This window comes from Pseudomonas sp. fls2-241-TYG-175 (genome assembly GCF_030209155.1).
In the GTDB taxonomy this organism is placed as follows: domain Bacteria; phylum Pseudomonadota; class Gammaproteobacteria; order Pseudomonadales; family Pseudomonadaceae; genus Aquipseudomonas; species Aquipseudomonas viridiflava.
Genome location: NZ_JARVSO010000010.1, coordinates 1 through 25,169, shown reverse-complemented (window position 1 = coordinate 25,169; position 25,169 = coordinate 1). Strand labels below are relative to the sequence as shown.

24 protein-coding genes are annotated in these 25,169 nt (G+C 60.0%); 12 read left to right on the top strand and 12 right to left on the bottom strand.

The features are described 5' to 3' along the window. Positions 1 to 57: 57 nt before the first annotated feature. From aruF to acs, 9 genes are all read right to left on the bottom strand, one after another. A complete protein-coding gene (gene aruF, locus QRN20_RS08960; RefSeq protein WP_122606438.1) occupies positions 58 to 1,101 on the bottom strand; it encodes an arginine/ornithine succinyltransferase subunit alpha in 1,044 nt (347 codons plus the stop codon). Between the two features lie 133 nt (positions 1,102 to 1,234). After that, positions 1,235 to 2,452, bottom strand: coding sequence for an aspartate aminotransferase family protein (locus QRN20_RS08955; protein ID WP_029244296.1), 1,218 nt, complete (start codon positions 2,450 to 2,452; stop codon positions 1,235 to 1,237). Between the two features lie 246 nt (positions 2,453 to 2,698). Next, a complete protein-coding gene (argR, locus tag QRN20_RS08950; protein ID WP_025994313.1) occupies positions 2,699 to 3,688 on the bottom strand; it encodes a transcriptional regulator ArgR in 990 nt (329 codons plus the stop codon). A 135-nt stretch (positions 3,689 to 3,823) separates the two neighbouring features. Further along, positions 3,824 to 4,588, bottom strand: a complete 765-nt coding sequence (locus QRN20_RS08945) for an ABC transporter ATP-binding protein (RefSeq protein WP_122606434.1) — start codon at positions 4,586 to 4,588, stop codon at positions 3,824 to 3,826. Between the two features lie 22 nt (positions 4,589 to 4,610). Then, complete coding sequence (locus QRN20_RS08940) at positions 4,611 to 5,723, bottom strand: M14 family metallopeptidase (RefSeq protein WP_088235619.1); 1,113 nt, start codon at positions 5,721 to 5,723, stop codon at positions 4,611 to 4,613. A gap of 1 nt (position 5,724) precedes the next feature. Continuing rightward, a complete protein-coding gene (locus tag QRN20_RS08935) occupies positions 5,725 to 6,423 on the bottom strand; it encodes an ABC transporter permease (protein ID WP_004886146.1) in 699 nt (232 codons plus the stop codon). Next, positions 6,420 to 7,109, bottom strand: a complete 690-nt coding sequence (locus QRN20_RS08930) for an ABC transporter permease (protein ID WP_004886147.1) — start codon at positions 7,107 to 7,109, stop codon at positions 6,420 to 6,422. The genes QRN20_RS08935 and QRN20_RS08930 overlap by 4 nt, the downstream gene beginning before the upstream one ends. An 86-nt stretch (positions 7,110 to 7,195) precedes the next feature. Continuing rightward, on the bottom strand, positions 7,196 to 7,972 hold the full coding sequence (gene aotJ, locus QRN20_RS08925) for an L-arginine-binding protein AotJ (RefSeq protein WP_004886149.1): 777 nt from the start codon (positions 7,970 to 7,972) through the stop codon (positions 7,196 to 7,198). 717 nt (positions 7,973 to 8,689) lie between these two features. Continuing rightward, complete coding sequence (acs, locus tag QRN20_RS08920) at positions 8,690 to 10,645, bottom strand: acetate--CoA ligase (protein ID WP_004888094.1); 1,956 nt, start codon at positions 10,643 to 10,645, stop codon at positions 8,690 to 8,692. A 339-nt stretch (positions 10,646 to 10,984) separates the two neighbouring features. Between acs and QRN20_RS08915 the strand changes: the two genes are divergently transcribed. Beyond that, positions 10,985 to 11,251, top strand: coding sequence for a DUF2790 domain-containing protein (locus QRN20_RS08915; protein WP_004888097.1), 267 nt, complete (start codon positions 10,985 to 10,987; stop codon positions 11,249 to 11,251). Positions 11,252 to 11,358: 107 nt separating this feature from the next. Here QRN20_RS08915 and QRN20_RS08910 read toward each other — a convergent pair whose 3' ends face one another. After that, positions 11,359 to 12,918, bottom strand: coding sequence for a sigma-54-dependent transcriptional regulator (locus QRN20_RS08910; protein WP_122509812.1), 1,560 nt, complete (start codon positions 12,916 to 12,918; stop codon positions 11,359 to 11,361). 272 nt (positions 12,919 to 13,190) lie between these two features. Between QRN20_RS08910 and phhA the strand changes: the two genes are divergently transcribed. The 5 genes from phhA to QRN20_RS08885 all read left to right on the top strand — a co-directional run bounded on the left by phhA (position 13,191) and on the right by QRN20_RS08885 (position 17,683). Then, positions 13,191 to 13,988: a phenylalanine 4-monooxygenase gene (phhA, locus tag QRN20_RS08905; RefSeq protein WP_029244300.1), complete on the top strand. Its 798-nt coding sequence runs from the start codon at positions 13,191 to 13,193 to the stop codon at positions 13,986 to 13,988. Between the two features lie 39 nt (positions 13,989 to 14,027). Next, entirely contained in the window at positions 14,028 to 14,384 is a 357-nt protein-coding gene (locus tag QRN20_RS08900; protein ID WP_122413050.1) for a 4a-hydroxytetrahydrobiopterin dehydratase, read from the top strand. Beyond that, the gene (locus tag QRN20_RS08895) at positions 14,384 to 15,580 is read left to right on the top strand and encodes an amino acid aminotransferase (RefSeq protein ID WP_122413049.1); all 1,197 of its coding nucleotides are present in this window, start codon (positions 14,384 to 14,386) and stop codon (positions 15,578 to 15,580) included. Before QRN20_RS08900 ends, QRN20_RS08895 begins: the two co-directional genes overlap by 1 nt. 524 nt (positions 15,581 to 16,104) lie before the next feature. Next, positions 16,105 to 16,284 (top strand): hypothetical protein, encoded by a 180-nt coding sequence (locus tag QRN20_RS08890; protein ID WP_025994304.1) that lies wholly within the window; start codon positions 16,105 to 16,107, stop codon positions 16,282 to 16,284. Positions 16,285 to 16,471: 187 nt separating this feature from the next. Next, the gene (locus tag QRN20_RS08885) at positions 16,472 to 17,683 is read left to right on the top strand and encodes an MFS transporter (RefSeq protein WP_122440062.1); all 1,212 of its coding nucleotides are present in this window, start codon (positions 16,472 to 16,474) and stop codon (positions 17,681 to 17,683) included. A 7-nt stretch (positions 17,684 to 17,690) separates the two neighbouring features. Here QRN20_RS08885 and QRN20_RS08880 read toward each other — a convergent pair whose 3' ends face one another. Next, positions 17,691 to 18,443: a GntR family transcriptional regulator gene (locus QRN20_RS08880; RefSeq protein ID WP_122569640.1), complete on the bottom strand. Its 753-nt coding sequence runs from the start codon at positions 18,441 to 18,443 to the stop codon at positions 17,691 to 17,693. Between the two features lie 137 nt (positions 18,444 to 18,580). After that, positions 18,581 to 18,934, bottom strand: a complete 354-nt coding sequence (uraH, locus tag QRN20_RS08875; protein WP_122409085.1) for a hydroxyisourate hydrolase — start codon at positions 18,932 to 18,934, stop codon at positions 18,581 to 18,583. A gap of 403 nt (positions 18,935 to 19,337) precedes the next feature. Between uraH and puuE the strand changes: the two genes are divergently transcribed. The 6 genes from puuE (at position 19,338) to QRN20_RS08845 (ending at position 24,991) form a co-directional block, all read left to right on the top strand. Next, the gene (gene puuE / locus QRN20_RS08870; protein ID WP_058432804.1) at positions 19,338 to 20,267 is read left to right on the top strand and encodes an allantoinase PuuE; all 930 of its coding nucleotides are present in this window, start codon (positions 19,338 to 19,340) and stop codon (positions 20,265 to 20,267) included. After that, positions 20,264 to 20,803 (top strand): 2-oxo-4-hydroxy-4-carboxy-5-ureidoimidazoline decarboxylase, encoded by a 540-nt coding sequence (gene uraD, locus QRN20_RS08865; protein ID WP_122569638.1) that lies wholly within the window; start codon positions 20,264 to 20,266, stop codon positions 20,801 to 20,803. Before puuE ends, uraD begins: the two co-directional genes overlap by 4 nt. 16 nt (positions 20,804 to 20,819) lie before the next feature. Then, positions 20,820 to 21,815 carry an allantoicase gene (alc, locus tag QRN20_RS08860; RefSeq protein WP_004888116.1) on the top strand — a complete coding sequence of 332 codons (996 nt, stop codon included), beginning with the start codon at positions 20,820 to 20,822 and terminating at the stop codon, positions 21,813 to 21,815. Positions 21,816 to 21,989: 174 nt separating this feature from the next. After that, positions 21,990 to 22,514, top strand: a complete 525-nt coding sequence (locus tag QRN20_RS08855; RefSeq protein ID WP_004888117.1) for an ureidoglycolate lyase — start codon at positions 21,990 to 21,992, stop codon at positions 22,512 to 22,514. 28 nt (positions 22,515 to 22,542) lie between these two features. After that, positions 22,543 to 23,826, top strand: a complete 1,284-nt coding sequence (locus QRN20_RS08850; RefSeq protein ID WP_285360191.1) for a urate hydroxylase PuuD — start codon at positions 22,543 to 22,545, stop codon at positions 23,824 to 23,826. A gap of 379 nt (positions 23,827 to 24,205) precedes the next feature. Continuing rightward, a complete protein-coding gene (locus QRN20_RS08845) occupies positions 24,206 to 24,991 on the top strand; it encodes an outer membrane protein OmpK (protein ID WP_004888121.1) in 786 nt (261 codons plus the stop codon). Positions 24,992 to 25,169 lie beyond the last annotated feature (178 nt).

Genomic DNA, 25,169 nt, shown 5'->3' with positions numbered 1-25,169 from the left:
CTCCTCAGCGGCTCTCAAGAGCCTCGAAACTCGCTTAACAGCTTTCGCAGGTCTGACTCAGACCGCCACGATCCGCACACTGGCACCTTCACCGACACCCAGCGCTTCGGCGGCCTGCAGGCTCAGCACCACCGGACGACCAGGCGCCCAGTCCAGCTCCAGCAGCACGACGCGGTAATCCTGCAGCAGACCATTAGCGACCAGATACGGACGTCCGCCCCGGCCGACATCACTGGCATTGCCGCTGTTGGCGCCCGCTTCGATCTTCACCGGCACCAGACGGCTCTGGGCAATCGAACGAATGCCGGAGACCCGTGCGTGCAGGGTCGGACCGCCGTCGAAAATGTCGATGTAGTGATCGGTTTCGAAGCCTTCGCGCATCAGGATGTCGAAGGTGATCTGCGCACGCGGGTGCACCTGTCCCATGGCTTCCTGCGCTTCATCGGGCAGCAGCGGCACGTAGATCGGGTAATGCGGCATCAGCTCGGCGAGAAAGGTGCGGCTTTTCAGCCCGCACAGACGCTCGGCGGCGGCATAGTTGAGGTCGAAGAAGTTACGACCGATGGCGTCCCAGAACGGCGAATCGCCATTCTCGTCGCTGTAGCCGACAATCTCGGTCACCACCGAATCGGCAAAGCGCTCGGGATGACTGGCGACGAACAGCAGGCGGCCTCGGGAGTTGAGCTCCGACCACGGCGTGCCGACCAGTTCAGGCACGACGTAGAAGCTGGTCAGCAGGCTGTTGCCGGTCAGGTCGTGGCACTGCGAGAGCACGTGAATCTTGTTGTGGATTTTCAACTCGCGAGACGCGTGTACAAAGGTCTCGTTACGAAAGCTGTAGAACGGCTCGGAATAGCCCGCCGAGGCGACGATGCCCGAACAGCCCACCAGTTGTCCGCTCTCGCTGTCTTCCAGCACGAAGAAGTAGGTCTCTTCGCCGTTGAAGCTGACTTCTGCAGCGAACGAGGCCTCCGAGGAGCCGATCTTGTCGCTCAGGCGGCCAGCATCGTCGGGCAAGGACGTGACACCAATCGGGCTGTCGGCGGCGAGGCGTTGAACCTCGGCCAGATCAGCCATTTGCGCGGGGCGCATCACCAGCATGGTGCCACTCCTTGTAGATCCACATGCCGGAACGACCGGCGCTAAAAAAAGCACCACGCGGCGTCTTGCCCGCAGGGTGCCCGAAAAGAGGCCGGTGCCCGCCCTGGCGGGCACCGGCAGGTAACGCGTTGACTCAGGACGTCAGTTTGGCGACGGCGCGCTCGAAGCGGTTCAGGCCTTCGTCAATGTCGGCGTCTTCGATCACCAGACTTGGCGCGAAACGAATCACGTCAGGGCCGGCCTGCAGAATCATCAGGTCCTGGGCTTCGGCCGCATTGAAGAAGTCCTTGGCCTTCCCTTTCCAGGCATCGGCCAGCACGCAGCCGATCAACAGACCGAGGCCGCGCACTTCGGTGAACACACCGTATTGCTGACCGATCTTTTCCAGACGGGTCTTGAACCGCTCGTGCTTGGCCTTGACGCCCGCCAGCACTTCAGGGGTGTTGACGACGTCGATCACCGCCTCACCCACTGCGCAGGCCAGCGGGTTGCCACCATACGTGGTGCCATGTACGCCGACGGCCAGGTGTTTGGCGAGTCTGTCGGTGGTCAGCATGGCCGCCAGCGGGAAGCCGCCGCCAATGCTCTTGGCGCTGGAAAGAATGTCCGGAGTCACGCCGTAATGCATGTAGGCGAACAGATGGCCGCTACGACCCATGCCGCTCTGAACCTCGTCAAATACCAGCAGGGCCTTGTGCTCGTCACACAGTTTGCGCGCGCCTTGCAGGTATTCCAGCTCGCCGGGCAGCACACCGCCCTCGCCCTGAATCGGCTCCAGCACTACCGCGCAGGTCTTGTCGGAGACCGCCGCTTTCAGCGCCTCAAGGTCGTTGTAAGGCACGTGGCTGATGCCGGTGATCTTCGGGCCGAAACCGTCGGAGTATTTCGGCTGACCGCCGACGCTCACGGTGAACAGAGTGCGACCGTGAAAGCTGTTCACGGCGGCGATGATTTCGTACTTCTCAGGCCCGTACAGGTCATGTGCCACACGACGGGCCAGCTTGAAGGCGGCTTCGTTGGCTTCGGCGCCGGAGTTACAGAAGAACACGCGATCGGCGAAGGTCGCGTCCACCAGCTTTTTGGCCAGACGCAAGGTCGGCTCGTTGGTGAAGACGTTCGACACATGCCACAGATTATTGGCCTGCTCGGTCAAGGCACCGACCAGCGCCGGGTGGCAGTGGCCCAGAACGTTGACGGCGATCCCGCCCGAAAAATCCACCAGCTCACGGCCCGCCTGGTCCCAGACTCGGGAGCCCGCGCCACGTACGGGAATGAACCCGGCCGGCGCGTAATTGGGGACCATTACCTGGTCGAAATCGGCGCGTTGCACCGCAGCATGCTCAACGGACATCGGAGTCTCCTGATGAGGAACGCCTGCCTGAAACTGGCGAGCGATAGAAAGATTGTAAGGACAGATTCGGCTTCGACCTTGCCGCCAGGCGACAACTTGTTACAGCGCAAAACCGTGTTTTTTCAAGGTTTTCGGCAATGCGACATATTGCGTCACAAAGGCGCAGTTTAAACCGATTGGGGGGCGGGTGTCTGGCCCGGCGCTGTCGGCGCGCGCAGATTGATGCGCCGCCGTGACAGAGGTGTTTCAGCCGCGCTCGGCCGGCACCGGCGACAGCTCGAACGGGCTGCTGCTGCGTCGCTGGTTGCGGTCTTCACGGGGCGTGGCGCCGAAGAAGTTGCGGTAAGCGCTGGAGAAGTGCGGCCCGGAGGAGAAACCGCAGGACAGGCCGATCTGGATGATCGATTTGCTGGTCTGCATCAGCATCTGGCGCGCCTTGTTCAGGCGCAGTTCCAGGTAGTACTGGCTGGGGACGCGATTGAGGTACTGCTTGAAGATGCGCTCCAGCTGACGACGCGATACGCAGACATGCTGGGCAATCTCATCGGTGGTCAGCGGCTCTTCGATGTTGGCTTCCATCAGCAGCACCGCCTGGGTGAGCTTCGGATGGCTGGAACCCAGCCGGTTCTGCAACGGGATGCGCTGACGCTCACCGCCCTCGCGAATGCGCTCCACCACCAGTTCTTCGGAAACCGCACCCGCCAGTTCAGCGCCATGATCCCGGGACAGCACTGCCAGCAAGAGATCGAGCACCGACATGCCGCCGCAGGCCGTCAGGCGGTCGCGGTCCCAGTCGAACAAGTGGCTGGTGGCGATGACTTTCGGGAAGCGCTCGCTGAAATCGTCCTGCCAGCGCCAGTGCACAGCGGCGCGATAGCCGTCGAGCAACCCGAGTTGCGCCAACGGGTAAACGCCCGCCGACAGACCGCCAATCGAACAGCCGGCACGCACCAGTTGCTTGAGGGCACTGCCGAGCACCGATGCCACAGGAGCAGGTGGCTCGTCCGCCAGCAGAAACAGCTTGTCCAGCCCGTCCAGACGCCCGGCCCAAGGCTCGCCCGGCAATTGCCAGCCGCCGGTAGCGGCGGGATCGGCAGGTTCGGCCTGCAGAAACGACAGTTCGTAGACCACTTCAGGGTGCACGCGCTGGGCCATGCGCAAGGCTTCCTCGGCAAGCGCCAGGGTCAGGGCTTTGGTGCCAGGCCAGACAAGGAAACCTATTCGATGGGCAGTCATTGGGACATCCGATACGTATCGCCGCAAAAGCCAAGCCCATGAACAGGCTCGATCTGGAATCTCCAGGTCATGTCGCGTGTCGCGCAGCATGCCCTGTTCTGTTGCAAAAAGGCACCGCCGAAGCGGTGCCACTCATCACTTCAAGCTGCCGGACAGAAACTGCTGCAGGCGCTCGGTCTGCGGATTGGCCAGCACTTCACGCGGGTCGCCACGTTCCAGCACCACGCCCTGATGCAGAAAGACCAACTGGTTGGAGACTTCACGGGCAAAGCCCATTTCGTGGGTCACCACCACCATGGTCCGGCCTTCCTGCGCCAGACCCTGCATGACCTTGAGCACATCGCCGACCAGCTCAGGATCGAGTGCCGACGTCGGCTCATCGAACAGCATCACCTCAGGCTCCATCGCCAGCGCGCGGGCAATCGCCACGCGCTGCTGCTCGCCACCGGACATGTGCCCCGGATAGGCATCCTTGCGGTGCCCGACGCCAACCTTGGCCAGGTAATACTCGGCCTTTTCCAGCGCTTCCTTCTTCGGAACGCCCAGCACATGCACCGGCGCCTCGATGATGTTCTGCAGCGCAGTCATGTGCGACCACAGATTGAAATGCTGGAACACCATGGACAGGCGCGAGCGCATGCGCTGCAACTGCTTGCCGTCAGCAGCCTTCAGTCCGCCGTCCTTGTTCGGGACCAGCTTCAGCTCTTCACCGTTGAGCAGAATCTTGCCCGCATGAGGCTGTTCGAGCAGGTTGATGCAACGCAGAAACGTGCTTTTGCCCGAGCCGCTGGAGCCGATGATGCTGATCACATCGCCAGCGCTGGCCGTCAGGGAAACGCCCTTGATCACTTCATGGCTGCCATACCGCTTGTGCAGGCCCTGGACTTCCAGTTTGTTCATGCTTTGGTTTCTCACGGAACGATCAATCACTGAGCAGGCGTCCCTGGCGCAGCGCCGTGCGCCCCGCCACTTTGGCCAGCCAGAAACCGGGTTGAGCGTAGCGAAGCCGCTCGATGGCAAACAGCACACCGGCAGTATTCGCGCAAAGGGTGCTGACCTGATCGGACAGCGGATCGATAACTTCGAACAGCGGCTCGCCGGGCTCGACCCACTCACCAGGGGCGCGCAGGAACGTAACCACACCGGGATGCGGCGCGTAGAGCAATTCAGTGCCTTCGAACGGCATGCCTTCGCAGGCGTCGTGTGCGGGCTGAGGCCAGTCGCCACTGATAAAACCCTGCTCGGCCAGAAACGCCAGAATACCTTCGGCATGGGCTTCGGCTTCGGGCCTGCCGGTGTCGGCCTGACCGCCCAACTCGATGGTGGTCGCCAGACAGGCCAGCGGGATCTGCGCCTGCGGGAAGATTCGCGACAGTCGCAGCCATGGCAACGAACAGGCTTCATCGAATGAGCTGCCGCCCGAGTCCTCGGCCAGCAACCCGACCTTGACGTTCAGGTGCGCCGACAACGAACGCCACTGCGGCCAGTGCTGGGGCAGCGCGTACATGTGCAGCGCGGCATCGGCGTCGCAGTGCAGATCGAGCACCACGTCGGCGACGCAGGCGTGCTTGAGCAGAATCCGCTGCATGCCCTGCAGCTCGCATTGCGGCGCAGGCAGACGCTCGAGCACTGCGCTCATGGCCTGACGAATCAACTGAGTATTGGCGCGCGGATCGTCGCCCAATTGCCCTTCCAGCAACTCGGCAACCGGTTCGCTCAATTCAGTGAAGTCGCGATTGAAGTTCTTGCCGCTGCCGAACTCGAAACGCCCTTGATGCGCGCCTTGCAGCAGTTGACCGAGGCCCAGCGGGTTGGCGACCGGCACCAGTTCGATGATGCCTTTCAGCGCGCCCTGCTGCTCAAGCTCGGTAAGGCGTTTCTTCAACTCCCACGCAGTGCGCATGCCCGGCAGTTCATCGGCGTGCAGGCTGGCCTGAATATAGGCCTTGCGCTCGCCGGAACCGAAACTGAAGACGCTCAACTGGCGCTGGGTGCCGAGGGTGCTCCACGGCAATACATGATCGACTCTTTGCATTTCAGACCTTCCGTGGGGCCATGTAGCCCAGCCAGCGACGTTCGGCCATCTTGAACAGTCGCACCAGAATGAATGTCAGGCACAGATAGAAAACGCCTGCGGTGATGTACGCCTCGAAAGGCAGGTAGAACTGGGCGTTGACCGTACGGGCCGCGCCGGTGATATCGATGAGGGTCACGATGGACGCCAGACTGGTGGTCTGCAGCATCATGATCACTTCGTTGCTGTACTGCGGCAGCGCCCGGCGCAGGGCCGAAGGCAGCAGGATGCGACGGTACATTTTCGAGCGCGACATGCCCATCGCCCGCGCCGCTTCGATTTCCCCGGCAGGCGTTGCCTTGAGGCTGCCTGCGATGATTTCCGCGGTGTAGGCGCTGGTATTCACGGCGAAGGCCAGACAGGCGCAAAACGTTGCGCTGGACAGCCATGGCCACAGCACGCTTTCACGCACGGCTTCAAACTGGGCCAGTCCGTAATAGATCAGGAAGAGTTGCACCAGCATCGGCGTGCCGCGAATCACGTAGGTGTACAACCAGGCTGGCATGTTCACCCATGGGTTTTTCGAGACCCGCATCAACCCCAGAGGCAGCGCTGCAAGCAGACCGAAACCCAGGGAAATCGCCAGCAGCTTGAGGGTCACCAACAGGCCGCCGAAGTACAGCGGCAGGCTTTCCCAGATGACGTTGTAGTCGAAAATCATAGGTCAGCCGCCCTGACGCCCACGGAGTAGCGTTTTTCCAGATAACGCAGGGCCAGCAGCGAAACACTGGTAATCACCAGATACATCGCCGCGACCGCGAGAAAGAAAGTGAAGGGTTCGCGAGTGGCATCCGCCGCCTGCTTGGCCTTGAACATCATGTCCTGCAGACCGACCACGGAAATCAGCGCGGTGGCCTTGGTCAGGACCAGCCAGTTATTGGTGAAACCGGGAATCGCCAGACGGATCATCTGCGGCACCAGGATGCGGAAAAACACCTTGCCGCTGCTCATGCCATACGCCATGCCCGCCTCGGCCTGCCCCTTGGGGATGGCCATGAACGCGCCACGGAAGGTCTCGGACAGGTAGGCGCCAAAGATGAAGCCCAGGGTGCAGATGCCGGCCGCGAACGGGTCGAGATCGATGTAATCCTCAAAACCCAGCATCGGTGCGACACGATTGAGCAGGTCCTGACCGCCATAGAAGATCAGCAGAATCAAAACCAGATCGGGGATACCGCGAATCACGGTGCTGTACAGATCGCCCAACCAGGCCAGCCAGCGCACCGGCGACAGACGAAGCGCCACGCCGATCAGACCGAGAACGATCGCCAGGGCCATCGATGACAGCGCCAACTGCAACGTCAGCCAGGCACCTTCGAGGATCACAGCCCCGTAGCCTTTCAACATCATGTGCGGTCCTCAAGCGTGGAATAAAAAATGGCGCAAGCCAGCGAGTCTGTTTGCGCCATTTCGGTCAGTACCTTGCGGCGGTTTTATTTGCCGTAAATGTCGAAATCGAAGTACTTGTCCTGGATTGCCTTGTACTTGCCATTGGCACGGATTGCAGCGATGGCAGCGTTGAGACGGTCAAGGTTGGCCTTGTCGCCCTTGCGCACAGCGATGCCGATGCCGTCACCGAAGTATTTCGGGTCGGTGAACGACGGGCCGACGAATGCGTAACCCTTGCCAGCGTCGGTCTTCAGGAAACCGTCCTGCAGCAGGGTGGCATCAGCCACGGTGCCGTCCAGACGGCCGGCGCCGATGTCCAGGTAGATTTCGTTCTGCGAACCGTATGGCGTTACTTCGACACCCAGAGGCGCCAGCGTTTCACGGGCGAAACGCTCGTGGATCGAACCACGCTGCACGCCGATCTTCTTGCCCTTGAGCTCAGCCAGGTTGTCGCTGACCGTGGTGCCTTCCTTCATGACCAGACGGGCCGGGGAATTGTAGTACTTGCCGGTGAAGTCCACAGACTTCTTGCGGTCTTCGGTGATGGACATCGAAGACAGGATCGCGTCGATCTTGCGGACTTTCAGCGCAGGGATCAGGCCGTCGAATTCCTGTTCGACCCACGTGCACTTGGCTTTCATTTCTTCACACAGCGCATTGCCGATGTCGTAGTCGAAACCGACGATGCTGCCGTCCGGTGCCTTGGAGGCGAACGGAGGGTACGCGGCTTCAATACCGATTTTCAGCGGCTTTTCGTCAGCGAATGTCGGCTGGGCAAGCACGGACAACGCCAGCGCGCCAATAAGCATGAGCTTTTTCATTTACAGAACTCCATCGGTAAAGCACGACAAGTGGCAGAGTGGGCAGCGCCCATTATGCGAAAGGACCATCCAGAGAGAGCGACATCAGGCATCCGATACCGTGTTTCGGTTCACCGGCCTCTGACGAGTGAGGGGCATTTTAACGACAGGCTCGAAGTCGATATTTCTTCAATGCGACAACAAGTTACAGAAGCGCCTGAAAAGCACCTTGACCCTGTTGACGAAGCTGAAATCAGGTGATCCAGCGGATCATATCCAACCGATCAATACAGCAAAAAGCGCGCCCATTATTGGCAAAGCCTTCTAATCCGGCAAGCCCAGCGTGTGATCGGCCTGGAGAATCGTCTTCAGGCACTGCTTAATCCTACAAATAACGGGACGAGTGTCCCACAAGGAAGCAGGCGGGAGAAACAGCGGGTAGACGCGTAACAGGTCGATATATCCCGGCTGGAAAATCAGAAGCTGATCGTGCAGATGCTCAGCGACCGCATGCAGCCGGGACGCAGAGCGTCCTGAGAGGCATTCCCACGCAGAGCGTAGGAACGATCATCATCGTATTCCTCCAGGAGGACTTGTGTATAACGCCGAGCGCGGAGCGTGAGGAACGATCAGTGGGGCATCAGACAGTGATGATCGTGCGGTTGACGCAGGTGTGGCGGACGCAGAGCGTCCCGAGAGGCATTCCCACGCCGGAGCGTGGGAATGATCAGTGGGGTATCAGGCAGCGCTCATGGTCTTGTGGGTTTCGATCAAGTGCTGGACAACACCTGGATCGGCCAGGGTGGAGATGTCGCCCAAGGCGTCGTACTCGCCGGTCGCGATCTTGCGCAGGATGCGGCGCATGATCTTGCCCGAGCGGGTTTTCGGCAGGCCCGGCGCCCACTGGATGAAGTCAGGCGAAGCAATCGGACCGATCTCCTTGCGCACCCAGTTGCGCAGTTCGATGCGCAGCGCTTCATCTGCCGTTTCACCGGCGTTGAGCGTGACGTACACGTAGATGCCCTGCCCTTTCAGATCATGCGGCACACCGACCACCGCCGCTTCGGCGACTTTCGGGTGCGCGACCATCGCGCTTTCGATCTCGGCAGTCCCCATGCGGTGGCCGGAAACGTTGAGCACGTCGTCCACGCGACCGGTGATCCAGTAATAACCGTCTTCGTCGCGACGCGCCCCGTCACCGGTGAAGTACATGCCACGGAACGTCTTGAAGTAGGTGTCGACGAAGCGGTCATGATCGCCATACAGAGAACGCGACTGACCCGGCCAGGAATCGAGAATCACCAGATTGCCTTCGGCCGCGCCTTCGATCAGGTTGCCCAGGTTGTCCACCAGCGCCGGAATCACGCCGAAGAACGGACGTGTTGCCGAACCCGGTTTTAGCGCGGTCGCACCCGGCAGCGGGCTGATCAGGATGCCGCCGGTTTCGGTCTGCCACCAGGTGTCGACGATCGGGCAGTTTTTCTTGCCCACAGTGTCGTAGTACCAGCCCCAGGCCTCAGGGTTGATCGGCTCGCCGACCGAACCCAGCAGACGCAGGCTGGAACCGTCAGCGCCCTCAACCGAACGCGTACCCTCGGCCATCATGGCGCGAATGGCGGTCGGTGCGGTGTAGAGGATGTTGACCTTGTGCTTGTCGATGATTTTCGACACGCGGGTGATGTCCGGGTAGTTCGGCACACCTTCGAACAGCAGCGTGGTCGCGCCGTTGGCCAGCGGGCCGTAGACGATGTAGCTGTGGCCGGTGACCCATCCCACGTCCGCCGTGCACCAGTAGATCTCGCCCGGCTTGTAGTCGAACACGCGTTCGTGAGTCAGTGCCGCGTAGAGCAAATAACCGGCGGTGGTGTGCAGCACGCCCTTGGGCTTGCCGGTGGAACCGGAGGTGTAAAGGATGAACAGGGATTCTTCAGCGCCCATTTCCTTAGGCGCGCAAGTGCTCGATGCCACTTCCAGCAACGCGTGGTACCAGATGTCGCGGTGGCGGTTCCACTCGATCTCGCCGCCGGTACGCTTGCAGACAATGACTTTCTGCACGCTGCTGGTTTCAGGGTTGGTCAGCGCACGGTCGACGTTGGCCTTGAGCGGGGTTTTCTTGCCGCCACGCAGACCTTCGTCAGCAGTGATGACGACCTTGGAACTGCAATCGATGATGCGGCCGGCCAGCGCTTCCGGTGAGAAGCCGCCGAACACCACCGAGTGGATCGCTCCGATCCGGGCGCACGCCAGCATGGCGACCACAGCCTCGGGGATCATGGGCATATAGATAGTCACGACGTCACCACGGTGCACGTCCTGACCGCGCAGGGCGTTGGCGAACTTGCAGACTTCGGCGTGCAGTTCGCGGTAGGTGATTTCACGGTGTTCGGAAGGATCGTCACCTTCCCAGATGATCGCAATGCTGTCGCCGCGCTCTTCCAGATGACGGTCCAGGCAGTTGTAGGCCACGTTCAGCGTGCCGTCCGCGAACCATTTGATGTCGACGCGGTGATCGTCGAAGGAAGTCTGTTTGACGTTCGTGAAGGGTTTGATCCAGTCGAGGCGCTTGGCCTGCTCACGCCAGAAACCATCGGGATTGACCACCGACTGCTGGTACATGGCCTTGTAGGTTGCCTCATCCGTCAGCGTGTTCGCTGCGACTTCTGGGCGGACGGGGTACAGGGAAGCTGCACTCATCTTGGTTACCTCGGTGGATAGTTGTTGTTTTATGAGTCCGTTGTATCCCGACCTACCTTACAGGACCATTCGACGTTGGTCTTACCGGCCGGGGCCGCTTTGTCCGCGCCTGCACACACGGCATGACCGCATGCGCCATAAAAGGATTGTTACCGTTTCGATAAAAAGGCTTATCAAAAGCCTTTATATATGTCGAGCGGCGAGAAGCCTAGAATCACTTCCGCCAACACGGCAAACATCGACAGCCCCCACACAGGCACGGTTCAAATCAATCGTAATGCTTCCTGAATTCGATTATTCGTCAGGCGCATTCGCTCGCACTCAAGAAGGTAAACAGCAATGAAAGCTTCATTCGCGATTCTGGCACTTTGCGGTCTCAGTACATTGGCCATGGCCGAAGAATCGCAAACCAAGGTCGCCGCGCAACAGGCACGCGTCGAGGAATATAAATACGGCACTCACCTGGATATCGCCAGGGTCATTTCCACCAGCCAGATCCCCAACGTCTGCCAGGTCGTCCCGGCCCGCATGGTCTACGAAGATTCGCAGGGCAAGCAGCACATCATGAGTTATCAGGTAATGGGTAACGGCTGCAGCAACGGCTGACACTGGCTTGATTGGCGCGACGCCTCGCAGCTTATTGTGCAGATAACGATGCGAGGCGCCTCCTGAAACGCTTACATCAGGCGCACGGCTTTCAAACAACAAGCGTGCTATTCACTGTGTTTGCCCACTTCATATTCACGCAACTTGTTGGCAATGGTTGTATGTGAAACACCCAGTCTTTTACCTAATTGCCGACTGCTGGGATAGTGCGCGTAAAGTTGCTCGAGCACCGACTTCTCGAAACGCCCGACAATGGCTTCAAGTCCCCCATCCAGAGAAACATCGGTCAGTGTCTGCCGCACGCCGTAATCGGGCAGCCGGATATGTTCGGCCTGCACCTGGGTGCCGTCGCACAACGAAACAGCCTGAAACAACACATTCTCCAGCTGCCGCACATTGCCGGGCCAATGATACTGGCTGAGTCGTTTCATGGCGGCAGGTGCAATTCCCGGCAAAGCGCAACCAATCTGGCGACTGGCCTGATCGAGAAAGTGCTCGACCAGAGGCGTCAGGCCATCCAGGCATTCGCGCAGCGGCGGAATGTGGAGGGTCAGCACGTTGAGCCGGTGGTAAAGGTCCTGCCGAAAAACACCCTGGGCGCAGAGTTCGGACAGATCGACTTGCGTCGAGCACATCACACGCACATCCAGGTACATGTCTTCATCGCTGCCCACACGGCGAAAGCAGCCATCCTGAATGAAGCGCAGCAACTTGGCCTGCATACGGGCGCTCAGTTCGCCGACGCCATCGAGAAACAGCGTGCCGCCCGCCGTCAGTTCCAGCAGACCCAGCCGCCCTTCCACGCGCGCGCCTTCGAACGCACCGGGGTCGTAGCCGAACAATTCGGTCTCGGCCATGGATTCGGACAGTCCCGCGCAATTCAGCGCCATCAACGGCGACTGGCCGCGTGGGCTCGACAGATGACAGGCGCGGGCCAGCAGCTCCTTGCCGGTTCCGGTCTCGCCTTCGATCAACAGCGGCGCATCCAGCGGCGCCATGCGGCGCGCCTCACGTACCACCGCGGCCATGACCTTAGAACTCTGAAAGATACTGTCAAAGCCACGCAGTTCCTGCTTGCGCACGTGATAGATACGCTCGCCTACCCGGTCCGCCCGGTGCAGCGTCAACACGGCGCCCGCCATCGCCTCGCTGTCATCATGCTCCGACTGCAACGGCGCGATGTCCGCCAGAAACACATCACCGCGCACCTTGATGCGCAATCCATTGATCCGCGACTTGTTGGCGCGCACCAGCGCGGGCAGGTCGAAATCCTCGGCATAGCGCGACAGCGGAATGCCTGGCACCTCATCGACCCGCACGCCCAGCAACTGGGCCGCTGCCCGGTTCGCGGCCACAATGGCACCGACCATGTCGATGGACAGCACCGGAAATTCCAGCGCGCCCAACAAGGCATTCAGCTCCATGTGGCGTCGTTCGCTGGGCATCAATCCGACGCGTTTGACGCCGAATACCCCGGTAATCGCCTCGAACCGGGGACGCAAGGCCTGAAACTGCATGTTGATCAGGTTCGGGCAGTGCAGGTAAATGGCGTCGCCATGCTCACCGCCCACCTCGCCTCTGGCCACGTTGACCCCGTAGGCAACCAGCAGGTCGAGAATGTCGCGAAGAATGCCGATGCGATTCTGACAATGGACCTTGATGCGCATGGATGCTCGTTCCTCGGGGCGTGTTTTTTGTCGTAGCACGAAGTCTACCGTCAAGAATACGTGACAGCCCAGCGCAATGAAGGGCTCTCAGGACCACGACTCGCTTGACCGACAAAGCATTCGTAAAGTTTTCGTTACGCTTGAGCATGCAAATTACCGAGGCCGCACGAAGCAGCCCGCTGACCTTGCGCAAGATTTGCGCTATTTCTGGGTCATTGCGCTTCGCACAGAAGCAGCCTCATAACAACAACAGCGCTCTTCAGGAGACCAGCATGGCCCAGACGCACTACGTAGCGCGTGAGCCCGACGCAGAGGGTTTCATCGATTACCCGGCCGCCGAACACGCGGTATGGAACACGCTGATCACTCGCCAGATGAAAGTCATCGAAGGCCGTGCCTGTCAGGAATATCTGGACGGCATCGAGCAGCTTGGCCTGCCCCACGACCGGATTCCGCAACTGGGCGAAATCAACAAGGTGCTGGGAGCGACTACCGGCTGGCAGGTCGAACGCGTGCCCGCACTGATTCCGTTCCAGACCTTTTTCGAACTGCTGGCCAGCAAGCGCTTCCCGGTCGCGACGTTCATTCGCACTGAAGAAGAACTGGACTACCTGCAGGAACCCGACATCTTTCACGAGATCTTCGGTCACTGCCCGCTGCTGACCAATCCCTGGTTCGCTGAATTCACCCACACCTACGGCAAGCTTGGCCTGAGCGCGACCAAGGAACAGCGGGTATATCTGGCCCGCCTGTACTGGATGACAATCGAGTTCGGCCTGGTGGACACGCCACAGGGACGCAAAATCTACGGTGGCGGCATCCTGTCTTCACCCAAGGAAGCGGTGTACAGCCTGTCATCGGAGCCCGAGCATCAGCCGTTCGACCCGCTCGAAGCGATGCGCACGCCTTATCGCATCGACATCCTGCAACCGGTGTACTTTGTTCTGCCCGACCTCAAGCGCCTGTTCGATCTGGCGCAGGAAGACATCATGGGGCTGGTCGAACGCGGTATGCAGATGGGTCTGCATGCGCCAAAATTTCCGCCCAAACCTAAAAACCACGCGGCCTGACCGCCTGATCGGCAGCCACGCGTCATAAGGATCCTGTTCATGACTACACTCAACCAAGCCCACTGCGAAGCCTGCCGTGCCGACGCGCCACAAGTCAGCGAAGCCGAGCTGCCGGAACTGCTCAGGCAGATTCCGGACTGGAACATCGAAGTGCGCGACAGCGTCATGCAGCTGGAAAAAGTCTTCCTGTTCAAGAATTTCAAATTTGCTCTGGCCTTTACCAACGCTGTCGGTGAAATCGCCGAAGCTGAAGGTCATCATCCGGGCCTGCTGACCGAATGGGGCAAAGTGACCGTGACCTGGTGGAGCCACTCGATCAAAGGGCTGCACCGCAATGACTTCATCATGGCTGCCCGCACCGACGAGGTGGGCAAAGACGCCGAGGGACGCAAATAATGCATTTCAAGGACATCCAGCGTGTACCGGGCGATCCGATTCTGGGTCTGATCGAGGCGTACGCCAATGATGCGAACCCCGACAAGTTCGACCTGGGCGTGGGTGTCTACAAGGATTCACAAGGCCAGACGCCGGTGCCGCGCGCAGTGAAAGCCGCAGAACAGCGGCTGATCGACCGGCAGATGACCAAAACCTACATCGGCAGCCACGGTGATCCGCGCTTCGGCACGCTGATCAGCGAACTGGTGCTGGGCGGCGATTCGCCGCTCATCAAGGCAAAGCGTGCAGGCGCTACCCAGACACCGGGCGGTACCGGCGCGTTGCGTCTGGCGGCAGACTTCATCGCGCAGTGCCTGCCCGGCAAGGGTATCTGGCTGAGCGACCCGACGTGGCCGCTGCATGAAACGATCTTCAACAAGGTTGGCCTGAAGGTGGATCATTACCCGTACGTGGGTAGCGATAACCGGCTGAACGTCGATGGCATGCTCGACGCCCTGCGTCAGGTTCCGCAGGGCGATGTGGTACTGCTGCATGCCTGCTGCCACAACCCGACCGGTTTTGACCTGTCTCACGATGACTGGCGTGAAGTGCTGAAGATCGTTCAGAACCGCGAGCTGTTGCCCTTGATCGACTTCGCTTATCAGGGCTTCGGTGACGGGCTTGAAGAAGACGCCTGGGCGGTTCGTCTGTTCGCCGAGGCACTGCCGGAACTGCTGATCACCAGTTCGTGCTCGAAGAACTTTGGCCTGTACCGCGAGCGCACCGGCGCGTTGATCGTCTGCACCGACGAGACGCAAAAGCTGCTGGATGTGCGCAGCCAGCTGGCAAGCATCGCGCGTAATCTCTGGTCGAACCCACCCGATCACGGTGCTGCTGTGGTAGCCGAGATTCTGGGCGATCCCAAGCTTAAAAGCCTGTGGTCCGACGAGGTTGAAGAGATGCGTCAGCGCGTGGCGCAACTGCGCAGCGGGCTGGTCGAGGCTCTGACGCCGCTGGGGCTGGGCGAGCGTTTTGCTCACATCGCACAGCAGCGCGGAATGTTTTCCTATACCGGCATCACCGGCGAACAGGTCACCAGACTGCGTGAGGAGCAAAGCGTGTACATGGTCAATGACGGACGAGCCAACATGGCCGGTATCGATGCCAGCCGTCTGGATCAGCTGGCGCAGGCGATTGCGGCGGTGTGTAAAGGGTAAAGGGTAAAGGGCGCCTCTCGCTTCTGATCTTCAAACACCGGACCACAATTTGTCGTTCGCTGGGACACTGCGTTGAACCGGCAGCCTATTGGTTGCGGCCCCAATACCGGCAGTGAGCCATCCCATAAAGGCCTATTGCCAGCCAACTCGCCCAAGACAGTAAAATCCTTTTTTTGTTTCGCCACTCAGTCAATCAGTTGAAAAAAATATCGGGATTGTCATTTTCAGTGGGGTATCCTGCGCATGCTTTTTTAAAGCACGGTTCTATCTGCAACCCCTTGCGAGGAGCGATGACGATGCATGAAATCCCTAACTTCCCACCAGGCCAACAGGAACCAAAGCAGTCGACTCTGGCTCAACAGGAGCTTGGTCAACCTGCCGCAATGAAAGCTGCACCCTCGGCTCAAGAAAGCCAAAAAGCCCGAAGCAAAGACTGAAGGCGATTGTTTTCAGGCGTATCGAAAAACGGTTCTGCCGATTTTCAATACGCCTGGAAAACCAGCGAGAGGCACACGGACACACCCATGAGCGATTTCACCGAAACACAGGCCAGCGCACTGATCGGCACTGCTGAAAAAATGATCGAGATCTGGTCGCGCCTGAGCCCGGAAAAGCAGCAAGCCCTGCTGGCCCGCTTCGGCACCCAGGAAAACGCCTTGGCTGCACTGGTGACCACGCATCTGGTTGCACCTTCCGGCGCCTGATCTGCCCTTCAATTTAGAAGCACATCCCCCCTGCCCTACAGATTTATTGCAATCTGTTACCAGCATCGTCCGATGCGCCGTATGATGATCACATCGAGAGCTTGCTAAGGATTTTCCGCGCACGCTTTTCAATTGCACCGTTTGAACGCCACACGTCCACTTCATGATCAGAATGAAACCTCTCTCCATGCCCGAGACAAACACTGCTGCACCGCAAACCCCGATGGCTATCACGCTGACGGTGGTTTCCATCGTCATGTTCACCTTCATTGGCTACCTGAACATCGGCATCCCGCTGGCGGTTTTGCCCGGTTATGTCCACAGCGACCTGGGTTTTGGCGCAGTGATAGCCGGTCTCGTCATCAGTGTGCAGTACCTCGCCACCGTCATCAGTCGCCCTTGGGCGAGCCGAATCATCGATAACCTGGGCAGCAAGAAAGCCGTGCAGATAGGCCTGGCCGGGTGCGGCGTGAGTGGTGTGTTCATGCTGGTGCCCGTCTGGCTGCAGGCGTGGCCGATGGCGAGTCTGGTGGTACTGCTGATCGGTCGGGTGATTCTGGGCAGCGCGGAAAGTCTGGTGGGTTCGGGCTCGATTGGCTGGGGCATCGGCCGGGTCGGCGCACAGAACACCGCCAAGGTAATTTCCTGGAACGGCATCGCCAGTTATGGCGCGCTGGCTGTCGGTGCGCCACTCGGCGTCTGGATGGTGAAAGAGCTGGGCCTGTGGACAGTCGGTGTGAGCATCATGCTGTTGTGCGCGACAGGGCTGCTGTTGACCTGGAAGAAACCCGGTGCACCCATCGTGCACGGCGAACGCCTGCCGTTCATGCATGTGCTGGGGCGCGTCTTTCCCCATGGCATGGGCCTGGCACTGGGCGGGATCGGCTTCGGCACCATCGCGACCTTCATTACCCTGTACTACGCCAGCAATCACTGGCCAAACGCCGCACTGTGCCTGACCCTGTTCGGTGCCAGCTTTATCACGGCACGTTTGCTGTTCGGCAATCTGATCAATCGGCTGGGCGGTTTTCGCGTGGCGATTGCGTGCCTGTCGGTCGAAACGCTGGGCCTATTGTTTCTGTGGATGGCACCCACACCTGGCCTGGCGCTGGCCGGTGCAGCATTGACGGGGTTCGGCTTTTCGCTGGTGTTTCCGGCGCTGGGCGTCGAGGCGGTCAATCTGGTGCCAGCGTCCAGCCGTGGCGCGGCGGTGGGTGCCTATTCGCTGTTCATTGATCTGTCGCTGGGCATCACCGGGCCGCTGGCCGGGGCAATTGCCGCCGGTTTCGGCTTTGTTTCGATCTTCCTGTTCGCCGCGCTCGCGTCGCTGAGCGGGCTGGGCCTGAGCATTTACATGTATCGTCAGGCACAGGCCCTGAGGCAGCGACAGGCAGATTGATTGCGCTTCAGCTGGCCTTGGGCTTCTTCTTGCCCAGCAGGTGCGAGAACACGGCCTGCAGATCATCCGAACTCGCGTCTTCGTCCAGGTTGAGTTTGCTGTCGATGTGGTCCATGTGGTGCATCATCAACTCGACCGCCAGCGCCGCATCCCGCGCCTCGATCGCATCGATCAACTGGTTGTGCTCGTCGTAGGAACAGTGCGTGCGGTTGCCGGTTTCGTACTGGGCAATGATCAGTGACGTCTGGGAAACCAGGCTGCGCTGGAAGCTGATCAGCGGCGCATTTCGGGCCGCAACGGCCAGTTGCAGGTGGAACTCGCCGGACAGACGAATGCCCGCACCTCGATCCCCACGGGAAAAGCTGTCGCGCTCATCGCTCACCATCTGGCGCAACTGCGCGAGCTGCGCGGCCGTGGCGTACTCGACAGCCAGCTCGGTGATGGCCTTTTCCACCATGCGCCGGGCGAAGAACACCTGACGGGCTTCCTCGACGCTGGGACTGGCGACCACGGCACCACGATTGGGGCGCAGCAGCACGACGCCTTCATGACCCAGACGCGACAAGGCGCGGCGGATGATGGTGCGACTCACACCGAAAATCTCGCCCAGTGCCTCTTCGCTCAGTCGTGTGCCCGGCGCCAGACGCTGCTCAAGGATGGCGTCGAAGATGTGCGCGTAGACGATGTCGTCCTGAGTCAGGCTGTTTCCAGCCCTGGCAGGTCGCGTCGGTTTCTTGAGAGGCAGGGACTGATCGTTCATGGGCACTCGGGCGCGGATGGATGACGGCGTCGCAACGCGCGCATTGTACACAGGGCAAAACCGGAAAGGCGTGCTCACGTCTGGCGACCTGAACGGCGCGCAGAAAAAAGCCCGTAGTGTGCACGGGCAAGCGAGTATCAGCTGCCCCGGTACGTCGAGTAGCTGTAGGGCGAGATTAACAGCGGCACATGGAAGTGGGCCTGACCTGCGTCAATGCCGAAGCGCAACACCACCACATCGAGAAAGGCCGGCTCGTTGAGCACCACGCCTCTTGCCCGGTAGTAATCGCCCGCGTGGAAATGCAGCTGGTAAACGCCGGATCGATACTCATCGTCCTGCAGCAACGGTGCGTCGCAGCGACCGTCGCTATTGGTGACGGCGCTGGCAACCTTGAGCATCTGTTCACCTTCAATGCGGTACAGCTCGATGACGATGGACGCACCGGGACAGCCATGCGCGGCATCCAGAACGTGTGTGGTCAATTTTCCCAAGGCGCTGCTCCTTGTAGTGATCGTTGCGACGATACCGCACCAACAAGGTGCTCGTCGGGGCGCTGGTGTCAGCGATTAAGACACTTTTCGAAAATCCTGTACACGCTCGGCCCGAAACCATAGAGCTTTGAACGCGCCAATCCGGCCGAATTGCTTTGAAATCAGTAAAGCGAAGGAAATCAATAAGGTTTTTCTGATTAAGCTGACCAGTCAGGCAGGTTTCTTGCTTGTTTCTTGCTTGTAGAGATCCTGCAGATTTTCGCACCGTAGTCATCGCGGTTGATGACAGGGAGCGAGGTTACAATTTCAAAAATAAATTGTATACAATCCTTGCACTGCGGGCGCCCTGCCTTTACCCGCACCCGACCTGATTTCACGCCTATCGCCAATAAGGAAGCCAGCAGTGAGCGCCGACTACCCCCGCGACCTGATCGGATATGGAAACAACCCCCCTCACCCTCGCTGGCCGGGCAATGCGCGTATCGCGCTGTCGTTCGTGCTGAACTACGAGGAAGGCGGCGAGCGCAATATCCTGCATGGCGACAAGGAATCCGAAGCGTTTCTCTCCGAAATGGTCGCTGCGCAACCGCTGCAGGGCCAGCGCAACATGAGCATGGAATCGCTCTACGAATATGGCAGCCGCGCGGGCGTGTGGCGCATTCTCAAGCTGTTCAAACAATTCGATATCCCGTTGACGATCTTTGCCGTGGCGATGGCCGCGCAGCGTCACCCGGACGTGATCCGCGCCATGGTCGCCGACGGCCACGAGATCTGCAGCCACGGCTATCGCTGGATCGATTACCAGAACATGGACGAGGCTCAGGAGCGCGAACACATGCGCCAGGCGATCAGTCTCCTCACCGAAATCAGCGGCGAGCGTCCACTGGGCTGGTACACCGGGCGCACCGGCCCGAACACCCGGCGGCTGGTGATGGAGGAAGGCGGCTTTCTCTACGACTGCGACACCTACGACGACGACCTGCCCTACTGGGAACCGAACAACCCGACCGGCAAACCGCATCTGGTCATCCCTTACACGCTGGACACCAACGACATGCGCTTCACCCAGGTGCAGGGTTTCAACAACGGTGAACAGTTCTTCCAGTACCTCAAGGATGCGTTCGACGTGCTGTATGCCGAAGGTGAAGAGGCACCGAAAATGCTCTCCATCGGTCTGCACTGCCGCCTGATCGGCCGCCCTGCCCGCCTTGCCGCACTCAAACGGTTCATCGAATACGTCAAAGGCCATGAGCAGGTGTGGCTCACGCGCCGCGTCGACATCGCCCGTCACTGGCACGCCGAGCACCCGTTCAAGGCAGAGGCGACGCAATGACCGACTTTTCAGGTTTTGCCCCGTCGACAATGGGCCGCGACGCGTTCATCGCCGCCTTCGGCGATATCTACGAACATTCCCCCTGGGTCGCGCAGCAGGCTTACGACCAAGGGACGCTGGCGGCGCTGGATCAGATTGAAACCCTGCATAAGCGCATGAGCGACATCCTGCTTGGCGCCACGCAGGCGCAACAACTGGCACTGATCAACGCTCACCCGGACCTGGCCGGCAAGGCCGCCGTTCAGGGCAAATTGACCGAGGCCAGCAGCAATGAACAGGCAGGCGCAGGCATCCACCTCTGCACGCCGGAAGAGTTTCAGCGCTTCACCGAGTTGAATGAGGCTTACAAGGCCCGCTTCGGCTTTCCGTTCATCATGGCGGTCAAGGGCAGCGACAGGCACAAGATACTGGCGGCGTTCGAACAACGTCTCCACCACTCGCCGGAGGCCGAGTTCGCTTGCGCCCTGGCCGAGATCAATAAAATCGCACTGTTCCGTTTGCAGGCGCTTCAGGCGCCGCGCTCATCCAACGTTTAGAAGGCAGACAAGAAGCATGAAAGTTTACGCCGCACCGTTCGAGAAGTTCGTGAACCTGGCTGACGCGCGTCTGGGCACGAAGGTTCTGTCCGTGACCGACGACTGGTTCGCCGATGCCAACCGCCTCTTCCAGCCGACGCCTGCGGTCTGGAAGGAAGGCGTGTTCGACGACAACGGCAAGTGGATGGACGGCTGGGAATCGCGCCGCAAACGTTTCGAAGGTTACGACAGCGCGGTCATTCGCCTGGGCGTGGCGGGCACCATCAAGGGCGTGGACATCGATACCTCGTTCTTCACCGGCAACTTCCCGCCGTCCGCCTCGCTGGAAGCCTGCTTTCTGGCCTCGGGTGAGCCGGACGAAAACACGGCATGGACCGAAGTGCTGCCGTCAGTGGAGCTGAAAGGCAACAGTCATCACTACCACGAAATCAGCCACGACCAGCCGTTCAGCCACTTGCGCTTCAACATCTACCCGGACGGCGGCGTTGCACGCCTGCGCGTGCATGGCGTGCCGCATCGCGACTGGACCACAGTGGGTGATGGCGAGCAGATCGATCTGGTGGCAGCGCTCAATGGCGGTCGTTCGATTGCCTGCTCGGACGAGCACTACGGCAGCATGAGCAACATTCTCAATCCGGGCCGTGGCGTGAACATGGGTGACGGCTGGGAAACCGCCCGCCGCCGCACGCCGGGCAATGACTGGGTGATCGTGGCGCTGGGGCATCCGGGCGAAGTCGAGAAAGTCATCGTCGACACCCTGCACTTCAAAGGCAACTACCCGGACAGCTGCTCGATCCAGGGTGCGTTCGTGAAAGGCGGAACCGATAGCCAGATCGAAACCCAGAGCCTGTTCTGGCGCGAACTGCTGCCCAGCCAGAAACTGACCATGCACGCCGAGCACGAGTTTGCCGAGCAGGTCAAAGCCATCGGACCGATCACCCACATCCGCCTGAACGTGTTCCCGGATGGCGGCGTCAGCCGGTTGCGGTTGCTGGGCAAAGTGTCGCGGTAAGCTTCAGCGTTGAGAGAGTGCCCGACTGAATGCATACCTCGTGGGAGGCGGTTGCAGCAAGACGTGTGCACCTGGCGTGTGCATTCAGGCGGTGACGCTCTGCGTCACATTATGAAGCGGTGTTATCACGCAGAGCGTGGAAACGGTCATCACATTGAGAACAGAAGAACCCGCATGCGCAAACTGATAATCGAGCCGTTGACCAAGGAAGCCTTCGCGCCGTTCGGTGACGTGATCGAGACCGATGGCAGCGATCACTTCATGATCAACAACGGTTCGACCATGCGCTTTCATCGTCTGGCGGAGGTTGAGACCGCGCAGCCGGACGACAAGGCGATCATCAGCATCTTCCGCGCCGAGGCGCTGCCGATGCCGTTGACCATCACCATGCTGGAGCGTCATCCGCAGGGCAGTCAGGCGTTCATACCGCTGCTCGGCAACCCTTTTCTGATCGTGGTCGCGCCACTTGGCGATGCACCTGAATCAGAGCTGACCCGTGCCTTCGTCTCCAACGGCAGGCAGGGTATCAATTACCATCGCGGCGTCTGGCACCATCCGGTGCTGACGATCGAAAAGCGGGATGATTTCCTGGTGGTTGATCGCAGTGGAACCGGCAATAACTGCGATGAGCATTACTTTGCAGAGCACCAGTTGCTGGTGCTCGATCCCGACTCCCAGGAAGGGCCTGAGCACCCGTGAAGTGGTGACAGGTATTTAGGTAAGCACCGTGGCTGCACATTTGATGGAATGGCTGAATCTGGGCATACGCTGGATTCACATGATTGTGGGCGTTGCCTGGATCGGCGCATCGTTCTACTTCGTCTGGCTGGAAAACAACCTCAACCGCAAGAACCCGCGCGACGGGCTTTCGGGTGATCTGTGGGCCATCCATGGTGGCGGCATCTATCACCTGGAAAAATACAAGCTCGCCCCGACGACCATGCCGGAGAACCTGCACTGGTTCAAATGGGAAGCCTATTCGACCTGGCTGTCGGGCGTGGCCCTGTTGTGCGTGGTGTTTTATGCCAACCCGACGTTGTACCTGCTGGCACCGGGCAGCAGCCTGTCGGGCGCGGAAGGCGTGCACATCGGGCTGGGTTCGTTGTTCGTCGGCTGGTTCATCTACAGTTTTCTGTGCGACTCGGCGCTGGGCAAACGCCCTGCCCTGCTGGGCCTGATCCTGTTCATTCTGCTGGTCGCGGCAGCCTACGGGTTCAGCAAGGTGTTCAGCGGCCGCGGCGCGTACCTGCATGTCGGGGCGATCATGGGCACCATCATGGTCGGCAACGTATTCCGCATCATCATGCCGGCGCAACGTGCGCTGGTCGCCGCCATCGCCGAAAACCGCACGCCGGACCCGAGCCTGCCGGCCAAGGGGCTGCTGCGCTCACGGCACAATAATTACTTCACCCTGCCCGTGCTGTTCATCATGATCAGCAATCACTTCCCGAGCACTTACGGCAGCGAATACAACTGGCTGATCCTGGCGGGCATCGCCCTGCTGGCGGTGCTGGTACGCCATTATTTCAATACCCGCCATGACAGCCATCGCTTCGCCTGGACACTGCCGGTGGCCGCGCTGGGCATGCTTTGCCTGGCGTACGTCACCGGCCCCGCGCAACCGCCGCAGGCGACGAAGATTGTCTACCAACCGTTGCCCGGAACGGCCGTGGGTGGGCATCGCGCCGATGAGAAGCCGCCGGAACCGGTCGCAGCACCTGCCCAGCCGGAACCAGCCAAGGTTGCGGGTGCAGGTTTCAGTCAGGTCCACGACGTGATCCGGCAACGCTGCACTGTCTGCCACTCGGCCAGCCCCACCAGCCAGTTGTTCAGCGTCGCACCTGCCGGGGTGATGTTCGATACGCCGCAGCAGATTCAGCAGCAGGCGCAACGAATCAAGGCCCAGGCCGTCAGCTCACCAATCATGCCGCTGGGCAACATCACGCAGATGACCCAACAGGAGCGCGACCTGGTCGGCGCCTGGATCGATCAGGGTGCGAAGCTGGATTGATTCACTCGGGCGGCCCTCTGCGCGACGGCCGCCCCGTTTTCGCTCCAGCCGCCCTGCGCTGGAGCACTTGAGCGGGATGGCGCGAGCCAGTATCCTCCGCCGCCGCTGCAAAACAGACCGATAATGGCCTGCTTTATCCAAGTCGATTGCACATCCCTGCCAGCAGGCTGTGCATTCCAGCGTCTGGAATTCCAGAAAACGACCAAAACCGACATTAATGTGGCGGTTTTCGTATTACGTCGGCTTTTTTTCGGCGATTGGCGCAGCTCTTGCTAACTAGTGGAAGTTGACCAAACAGACAAATTATTACACCCCCGGACAAGGTGCCATTCAGAGCGCCGGTCTGCTCGATCATGATCTTACTCAAGGGATACACCGAATGAATCGCACACTTTCCAGCGTGTTACTGGCCAGCAGTCTGCTGGCCGCTGCACCCGCCATGGCCGGGGATATCTTTCAGTGGCAGAGCAACAGCCTGACCTATCTGAATGGACGGGACTTTACCGTCAACCCTGAGATACAACAGACCTTCACCTTTGAACATGCGGACAGCTGGAAATACGGCGACAACTTTCTATTCGTCGACAAGATCTTCTACAACGGCAAGAAAGATGCGAACGCGGGCGATAACACCTACTACGGCGAGATCTCTCCGCGCCTGTCGATGGGCAAGATCTTCGGACAGAAGTTCGAGTTCGGACCTATCACCGATGTGCTGCTGGCAGCCACTTACGAGTTCGGTGAAGGCGATAACGAGTCCTACCTGATCGGTCCTGCGTTCGACCTGAAGATCCCGGGCTTCGATTATTTCCAGCTCAACTTCTACCAGCGCCACACCGAAGGCAATCGTCCGGGCGATGGCGTATGGCAGATCACGCCGGTGTGGTCGTACACCATTCCAGTGGGCAAATCGGATGTGTTGATCGACGGCTTCATGGACTGGGTGGTCGATAATGACGAGACGTCGCGCGGCACTTACCACTCCAACCTGCACTTCAACCCACAGATCAAATACGACCTGGGCAAGGCACTCAACTACCCGGAGCGGCAGTTGTACGTCGGTATCGAGTATGACTACTGGACCAACAAATACGGCATCAAGGACACCGGCTCGTTCGACACCGACCAGAACACCGCGAGCCTGCTGGTGAAAGTGTTCTTCTGATAGCCCGCCGGGACGCAGAGCGTCCTGAGAGGCATTCCCACGCGGAGCATGGGAACGATCAATCGTTATACATAAGTCCGCCTCGACACTGATCGTGCCTACGCTCTGCGCTCTGCGCTCGGCGTTATACACAAGTCCGCCTCAACACTGATCGTGCCCATCGCTCCGCGTGGGCATG

Bases quoted from the DNA above. Each gene is read 5' to 3' on its own strand.
- aruF (WP_122606438.1), bottom strand. From the start codon at position 1,101: ATGCTGGTGATGCGCCCCGCGCAAATGGCTGATCTGGCCGAGGTTCAA.
- QRN20_RS08955 (WP_029244296.1), bottom strand. From the start codon at position 2,452: ATGTCCGTTGAGCATGCTGCGGTGCAACGCGCCGATTTCGACCAGGTA.
- argR (WP_025994313.1), bottom strand. From the start codon at position 3,688: ATGACTGCCCATCGAATAGGTTTCCTTGTCTGGCCTGGCACCAAAGCC.
- QRN20_RS08945 (WP_122606434.1), bottom strand. From the start codon at position 4,588: ATGAACAAACTGGAAGTCCAGGGCCTGCACAAGCGGTATGGCAGCCAT.
- QRN20_RS08940 (WP_088235619.1), bottom strand. From the start codon at position 5,723: ATGCAAAGAGTCGATCATGTATTGCCGTGGAGCACCCTCGGCACCCAG.
- QRN20_RS08935 (WP_004886146.1), bottom strand. From the start codon at position 6,423: ATGATTTTCGACTACAACGTCATCTGGGAAAGCCTGCCGCTGTACTTC.
- QRN20_RS08930 (WP_004886147.1), bottom strand. From the start codon at position 7,109: ATGTTGAAAGGCTACGGGGCTGTGATCCTCGAAGGTGCCTGGCTGACG.
- aotJ (WP_004886149.1), bottom strand. From the start codon at position 7,972: ATGAAAAAGCTCATGCTTATTGGCGCGCTGGCGTTGTCCGTGCTTGCC.
- acs (WP_004888094.1), bottom strand. From the start codon at position 10,645: ATGAGTGCAGCTTCCCTGTACCCCGTCCGCCCAGAAGTCGCAGCGAAC.
- QRN20_RS08915 (WP_004888097.1), top strand. From the start codon at position 10,985: ATGAAAGCTTCATTCGCGATTCTGGCACTTTGCGGTCTCAGTACATTG.
- QRN20_RS08910 (WP_122509812.1), bottom strand. From the start codon at position 12,918: ATGCGCATCAAGGTCCATTGTCAGAATCGCATCGGCATTCTTCGCGAC.
- phhA (WP_029244300.1), top strand. From the start codon at position 13,191: ATGGCCCAGACGCACTACGTAGCGCGTGAGCCCGACGCAGAGGGTTTC.
- QRN20_RS08900 (WP_122413050.1), top strand. From the start codon at position 14,028: ATGACTACACTCAACCAAGCCCACTGCGAAGCCTGCCGTGCCGACGCG.
- QRN20_RS08895 (WP_122413049.1), top strand. From the start codon at position 14,384: ATGCATTTCAAGGACATCCAGCGTGTACCGGGCGATCCGATTCTGGGT.
- QRN20_RS08890 (WP_025994304.1), top strand. From the start codon at position 16,105: ATGAGCGATTTCACCGAAACACAGGCCAGCGCACTGATCGGCACTGCT.
- QRN20_RS08885 (WP_122440062.1), top strand. From the start codon at position 16,472: ATGCCCGAGACAAACACTGCTGCACCGCAAACCCCGATGGCTATCACG.
- QRN20_RS08880 (WP_122569640.1), bottom strand. From the start codon at position 18,443: ATGAACGATCAGTCCCTGCCTCTCAAGAAACCGACGCGACCTGCCAGG.
- uraD (WP_122569638.1), top strand. From the start codon at position 20,264: ATGACCGACTTTTCAGGTTTTGCCCCGTCGACAATGGGCCGCGACGCG.
- alc (WP_004888116.1), top strand. From the start codon at position 20,820: ATGAAAGTTTACGCCGCACCGTTCGAGAAGTTCGTGAACCTGGCTGAC.
- QRN20_RS08855 (WP_004888117.1), top strand. From the start codon at position 21,990: ATGCGCAAACTGATAATCGAGCCGTTGACCAAGGAAGCCTTCGCGCCG.
- QRN20_RS08845 (WP_004888121.1), top strand. From the start codon at position 24,206: ATGAATCGCACACTTTCCAGCGTGTTACTGGCCAGCAGTCTGCTGGCC.